This window comes from Devosia sp., assembly GCF_041917035.1.
Classification (GTDB): Bacteria; Pseudomonadota; Alphaproteobacteria; order Rhizobiales; family Devosiaceae; genus Devosia_A.
Genome location: NZ_JAYRYM010000241.1, coordinates 1 through 5,648, shown reverse-complemented (window position 1 = coordinate 5,648; position 5,648 = coordinate 1). Strand labels below are relative to the sequence as shown.

General features: G+C 68.1%; 5 protein-coding genes. 3 read left to right on the top strand and 2 right to left on the bottom strand.

Features of this window, described 5'->3' with window-relative positions; translation table 11 throughout:
- The coding region (gene argS / locus ACE3TU_RS18290) for an arginine--tRNA ligase (protein ID WP_374626815.1) at positions 1 to 1,618 on the bottom strand (1,618 nt) is incomplete at its 3' end.
- Between the two features lie 150 nt (positions 1,619 to 1,768).
- A complete protein-coding gene (locus tag ACE3TU_RS18285) occupies positions 1,769 to 2,962 on the bottom strand; it encodes a deoxyguanosinetriphosphate triphosphohydrolase (RefSeq protein WP_374626813.1) in 1,194 nt (397 codons plus the stop codon).
- A 79-nt stretch (positions 2,963 to 3,041) separates the two neighbouring features.
- Here ACE3TU_RS18285 and ACE3TU_RS18280 point away from each other — a divergent pair, with 79 nt between their 5' ends.
- From ACE3TU_RS18280 to ACE3TU_RS18270, 3 genes are all read left to right on the top strand, one after another.
- Positions 3,042 to 3,398 (top strand): HesB/IscA family protein, encoded by a 357-nt coding sequence (locus ACE3TU_RS18280; RefSeq protein WP_374626811.1) that lies wholly within the window; start codon positions 3,042 to 3,044, stop codon positions 3,396 to 3,398.
- A 70-nt stretch (positions 3,399 to 3,468) separates the two neighbouring features.
- Complete coding sequence (locus tag ACE3TU_RS18275; protein WP_374626809.1) at positions 3,469 to 4,584, top strand: serine hydrolase domain-containing protein; 1,116 nt, start codon at positions 3,469 to 3,471, stop codon at positions 4,582 to 4,584.
- Positions 4,585 to 4,677: 93 nt separating this feature from the next.
- Positions 4,678 to 5,648 (top strand): serine hydrolase domain-containing protein (locus ACE3TU_RS18270; RefSeq protein WP_374626807.1); only part of this gene is annotated, 971 nt, incomplete at its 3' end.

Below are 5,648 nucleotides of genomic sequence, written 5' to 3'. Positions count from 1 at the left end.
AGGCAACGTCCTGATTGCCCTTGGCCCAGAAGCCGTGGAAGGCGGCCGCGAGCTCGTAGAGATAGAAGGCGACGCGATGCGGCTCGTGCGCGCCGGCGGCGGAGGCGACGATGCGCGGCCATTGCCCGAGGCTGCGGATCAGCTCGAGATCCGCCTCGCTCGCGAGGCGGGACAGGTCAGCTCCGGCAAGGGCCGCAGCCGAGACATCGAGGGCGGGCATCTCCTCGGCCACCTTGCGAAAGATCGAGTAGGTGCGGGCGTGCGCGTACTGCACGTAAAAGACAGGATTGTCGCGCGTCTGCTCCTTGACCACGGCGAAATCGAAATCCATCGCCGCGTCGTTCCGCCGATAGAGCAGCATGAAGCGAACGGCGTCCGAACCTACCTCCTCGACCACGTCGGCGAGCGTGACGAGGTCGCCGGAACGCTTGCTCATCTTGAACGGTTCGCCGTTCTTCATCAGCCGCACCAACTGGCAGATGCGCACGTCGATCTCGGCCTCGCCATGCGAGATGGCCTTGACCGCCGCCTCGAGCCGCTTGACGTAGCCCGAATGGTCGGCGCCCAGCACGTTGACCATGTGGTTGAAACCGCGCAGGTACTTGTTGCGGTGATAGGCGATGTCGGCGGCGAAATAGGTGTACTGGCCGTTCGACTTGACGAGCGGGCGATCGATGTCGTCGCCGTACTGGGTGGCACGGAACAGGGTCTGCTCGCGATCCTCCCATTCGTCGGGCGCCTTGCCCTTGGGCGGCTCGAGCCGGCCCTCGTAGATCATGCCCTCCGCGCGCAGCCAGTTCAGCGTGCTCTCGATGTCGCCACCCGGGCCATGCAACTGCCGCTCGGAGAAAAACACGTCGTGATGGATGTTGAGCTTGGCGAGATCGGAGCGGATCAGGGCCATCATGGCGTCAAGCACCCGGTCCTTGACGAGCGGCAGGGCCTCGGCCTCGGGCATGGTCCGGAGCGCCTCGCCGAACTCGGCGGCAAGCGCGGCACCGACCGGCACGAGGTAATCGCCCGGATAGAGGCCGGGGGGAATCTCGATCGTCTCGCCGAGCGCCTCGCGATAGCGCAGCAGGGTCGAGCGGGCGAGCGTGTCGATCTGGCTGCCGGCGTCGTTGATGTAGTACTCGCGCGTCACGTCGTAGCCGGAATAGGCCATGAGCGAGGCGAGCGCGTCGCCGAACACCGCGCCGCGCGTATGACCCACGTGCATCGGCCCGGTCGGGTTGGCCGAGACGTACTCGACGTTGACCCGCTCGCCATTGCCGACAGCGGAACGCCCGTAGTCGGCCCCCTGCCCGGCCACCGCCCCGAGCGCAGCGTGCCAGATCGGCGTCGCCAGCCGGAAATTGACAAAGCCCGGACCCGCGACGTCGACGGTGGCGACATCCGCGTCCGCCCGGAAGTGCTCGACCAGCGCCATGGCCACTTCGCGCGGGTTCCTGCCGAGGGGCTTGGCCACCAGCATCGCTGCGTTGGTCGAGAGGTCCCCATGCCCTGCGTCTCGCGGCGGCTCCACCACGATGCGGGCAAGCGCGGCCTCACCGACGTCGGGATAGAGGGTCCGCAAGGCGTCGGAGACACGGGTGGCGAAGATGGCGAAGACGTTCATGACAAGTCCTTCTCGGGCAACGCGCCCTGGTCTCGCCCAATCAGGATGAGGCCTGCGATGATCCCGGGAGAGGCGGCCGGGAAGCGCCGGGCCTTCCCGCCGTCATGGTGAATGCCGATCCATGAGGGCGCTGAGCGGCCTGGCAGGGCCCTACCGCAACTGGCCGCCACCGTCAAACCGCCTGGCATGCTGCTCGAGCGCGTAGGGATCGGTCATGCCGGCAATGAAATCGGCGACAATGCGCGCACGCCGGCCCGGATCGAGCGCTGCCCTGGCCGCCTCACCCCATTTGCCCGGCAGGTCGGCCTCGGCCATGAAGTGCTCGAACAGATCGGCGACGACGGCCTGGCTGCGGCGCACCGGTGCCATGACGGCCTCGCTGCGGTAGACGCGCTGGAAGAGGAAGCGCTTCAGCGCCTGTTCTCCGGCCTCGATGCCCGGCGAAAAGCGAACCAGCGTCATGCCGGCATGGCGCACGGCGTCGGCGTCGGCGGGCCACGCCTCGGCAACAAGGCGCGAGCTTTCGGCGATCACATCCTCGATCATGCGCGTGATGAGCCGGCGCTGCACCTCGTGCGCCTGGCGGTTGGGCTCGATGTCGGGCCAGCGCGCCAGGACTTCGGCGACCAGGGGGCCGACGAGCGGCACCTCGGCAAGCTCGGGAAGTTGCAGCAGGCCGGCGCGCAACGCGTCGTCGATGTCGTGGGCGTTGTAGGCAACGTCATCGGCGATGGCCGCGCACTGCGCCTCGAGGCTGGCGTGGGTAGCGAGCAGTAGGTCTGCGCGCGCCGGGATGTCGTCGATGCCGAAGGGCAATCCCTCCCCGACGTAGCGGCCGACCGGGCGGCCGGCCGCATCGACGAGCGGTCCGTTGTGCTTCAGGATGCCCTCGAGCGTCTCCCAGCTGAGGTTCAGCCCATCATGCTCGGCGTAGCGGTTCTCGAGCCGGGTGACGACGCGGATGGCCTGCATGTTGTGATCAAAGCCGCCCCAGCGAGCGAGCTTGTCGTTGAGCACCCGCTCGCCGGCATGGCCGAAGGGCGTGTGGCCGAGATCATGGGCAAGCGCGACGGCCTCGGCCAGGTCCTCGTCGAGGCGAAGCGCGCGCGCCAGCGAACGGGCCATCTGGCTCACCTCGAGCGTGTGGGTCAGCCGGGTCCGATAGTGCTGCCCTTCGTGGTGCAGAAAGACCTGCGTCTTGTGCTGCAGCCGACGAAAGGCGGTGGAGTGGATGATCCGGTCCCGATCGCGCTGAAACTCCGATCGCGTGGGACTGGCGCCGGCATCGAACAGCCGACCGCGGCTTTGCGCGGGGTCGGATGCATAGGGGGCGCGGTCAGTCATGCGGGGAAGACCTTTTCATCGGCAGTCGACGATACTAGTTTAGCTCCGTGGCGCCGACGGGGCGCCGGTGAGGTCTGCCATGTCCGACGCTGCTGTAGCATCCCACGATGTCGTTTTGACAGATCGGGCCGCCAAGCGCATCGGCCGCATACTGTCCAAGCAGAGTGAAGGCACGGTGCTGCGAATCGTGGTGGCCGGCGGTGGCTGCTCGGGCTTCCAGTACGAATACAAGCTGGTCAAGGAAAGCCCGGCCAATGACGACCTGGTGCTCGCCAAAGGCGACGCCACGGTGCTGATCGATTCGCTCAGCCTCGAGTTCATGGGCGGAGCCGAGATCGACTATGTCGACGACCTGATCGGGCAGAGCTTCCAGATCAAGAACCCCAACGCCGTGGCGTCCTGCGGCTGCGGGACGAGCTTTGCGGTTGCCAGCTGAGGCCAACCGCAGAGGCGGTTGAGGTGCGGCTCGGCGCGCCCTACCCTGGTCGAACATCGGAGAACAGCGGATGAGCCTCGAAGGACGCATCGACGCGGCGATCGATGCCGCCCTGGTCAATCGAATCGTCGGCTGCGTGGTGCTGGTCAATCAAGGTGGCGCGCCGGTCTATGCCCGGGCCGCGGGACTGGCGGACCGCGAGGCGGGACGGCCGATGGCGATCGACACGATCTTCCGGCTGTCCTCGGTGACCAAGCCGATCGTCGCGACCGCCATCCTCGCGATGGTCGATGCCGGTGAGATGGGCCTCGACGACCCGGTCACCGTCTACCTGCCCCGGTTTCGTCCACGCCTGGCGGACGGAAGCGAACCCAGGATCACCATCCGGCACCTGCTGACGCATACCTCCGGACTGTCGGTCGCCAGCATCCTCAGCGCCGACGAGCAGGCTGCCGGCGTCAACCGCTGGCGCCTCGGCGACGACGAGATCATCCGCCGTCTCGGCGAACTGCCGCTGTCGTTCGCCCCCGGCACGGGATGGGCCTACGGTCCGTCGATCGACGTGCTCGGCCACATTGCCGGCCGGCTGGCGAACGGCCGGCTCGACGACGCCTTGCGCCGCCTGGTCACCGGGCCGCTCGGGATGGCCGATACGGGCTTTGCCGTACCGGAGCGCAGCAGACTGGCCGTCGCCTATGCGGACGGACCGAACGGCCCCGAGCGCATGGGCCATCCGCACACGATCCCGAATTACTGGGGCGGAACGACCACGTACGATCCAGAGCGCATGTTCGACCCGCTCGCCTTCCAGTCCGGCGGTGGCGGCGCCACCGGCAGCGGACCGGACATCCTGCGCCTGCTCGAAGCGCTGCGCGACGGCGGCGGGCCGGTGCTGCGCCCCGAGACGACGGCGCTCGCGCTGTCGAACCAGACGCCGCAACTCGAGAACGCGGCCGGACCGGGCTGGCAGTTCAGCCTGATCGGGGCCTTGCTTGCCGATGCCGCCGCGGCGCGGGTGCAGCAGAGCCCCGGCACCAATCGCTGGGGCGGGATCTACGGGCACCACTGGTTCATCGATCCGGTTCGCGAGTTCAGTGTCGTGTGCATGACCAATACCGGGCTCGAAGGCTCCGACGGGCGGCTGCGAGACGACCTGCGCGCCGCTGTCTACGGCGGGCCGGCCTGACGCAGACGGGGGAAGAAACGACGGGCCGCGTGGCGAAGCTGATTGAAATTCAACGCCCTGCACCCTAACCTCGTCGACCAAAAGGGGAGAGTCATGGGTCTCGCGGAACGTGTCGACGCCGCCATCGAGGCGGCACTGGTGCAGCGCATTGTCGGCTGCGTGGTACTGATCAACCAGAACGGAAAGCAGGTCTATGCCCGCGCCGCCGGCCTTGCCGACCGCGAGGCCGGGCGACCGATGCAGGTGGACGCGATCTTCCGGCTGGCGTCGGTGACCAAGCCGATCGTGGCGACCGCGATCCTGCGACTCGTCGACCTCGGCGTGATCGGCCTCGACGACCCTTCGAGCAAGTTCCTGCCGTGGTTCACCCCTGTGTCGCCCGACGGCAGCGTCGCGACGATCACCATCCGGCAGTTGCTCAGCCACTCATCGGGCCTTGCCTATGGGCGGGTGCCGCCCGACGCCTCTGTCGGCATGGCCGGCGTGGTGCTGCCGCTAGAGGAGACGCTGCGCCGCATCGCCAAGGTGCCGCTTGCCTTCGCCCCGGGCAAGGGCTGGGAGTATGGCAGCGGCATCGACGTGCTCGGCGCGATCCTCGCCGCGATCAACGGCTCGAGCGTCGAGGACGCGCTGGCCAAGCACGTCACCGGGCCGCTGAAGATGGTGGACACGCATTTCTGGGTGACCGACCCGAGCCGTCTCGCCGTGCCTTATGCCGATGGGCGGCCGCCGGTGCTGATGTCCGATCCCTATCCGGTCATCGATGACCAGGGCGGAACCACCTGGTTCTCGCCGAGCCGGATCTTCAATCCGGCGGTCGCGCAGTGCGGTGGCTCGGGCATGGCGGGGACCGCCGCCGACGTCATGGCGATGATCGAGGTCTACAACGGCACCCCGGGGCTGCTGCGGCCCGAGACCGTTGCGACCGCGATCAGCAACCAGATCGGCGACCTGCCCCGCCGACCGAGGGATGCCGGCAAGCGTTTCAGCCTGATCGGCGCCGTGCTCGACGATCCGGCGGCGGCCCGCAACCCCAGCCCGAAGGGTACCGTGGACTGGGGTGG